Genomic DNA, 366 nt, shown 5'->3' with positions numbered 1-366 from the left:
CAGCTATTCCAGTTCCATCGGGATCTACGCTCACGATGGAATGCAAAAAGAGCCTTACCTAGATTTCTCTAAATAAGGCTCTTTCAGTTACAATTGCTTGGCAACGTTCTACTCTCCCAGAACCCTGCGGTTCAAGTACCATCGACGCTGGAAGGCTTAACGGTCGTGTTCGAGATGGGAACGCGTGGATCCCTTCCGCCATCATCACCAAACAGTCAAAGCGTTTTGTTTGCGCCTTGAAAACTAGATACGAAACTTGCGTAAAGTCAGATTTTCTTAGGAATTTTGGTTAAGCCCTCGACCGATTAGTATTCGTCAGCTGCATACGTTACCGCACTTCCACCTCGAACCTATCAACCTCGTCGT

General features: G+C 47.0%; 2 rRNA genes. Both read right to left on the bottom strand.

The window, feature by feature from the left end:
• Window positions 1-95: 95 nt before the first annotated feature.
• Window positions 96-212 (bottom strand): 5S ribosomal RNA (gene rrf, locus A8708_RS11075).
• A gap of 73 nt (window positions 213-285) precedes the next feature.
• A 23S ribosomal RNA gene (locus tag A8708_RS11070) occupies window positions 286-366 on the bottom strand; the annotation flags it as partial.

Origin of the sequence: Paenibacillus oryzisoli (assembly GCF_001653565.1) — a bacterium.
GTDB classification, from domain to species: domain Bacteria; phylum Bacillota; class Bacilli; order Paenibacillales; family NBRC-103111; genus Paenibacillus_E; species Paenibacillus_E oryzisoli.
The sequence above is the reverse complement of the archived record's forward strand: the minus strand, read 5'-3'. Positions and strand labels throughout refer to the sequence as shown.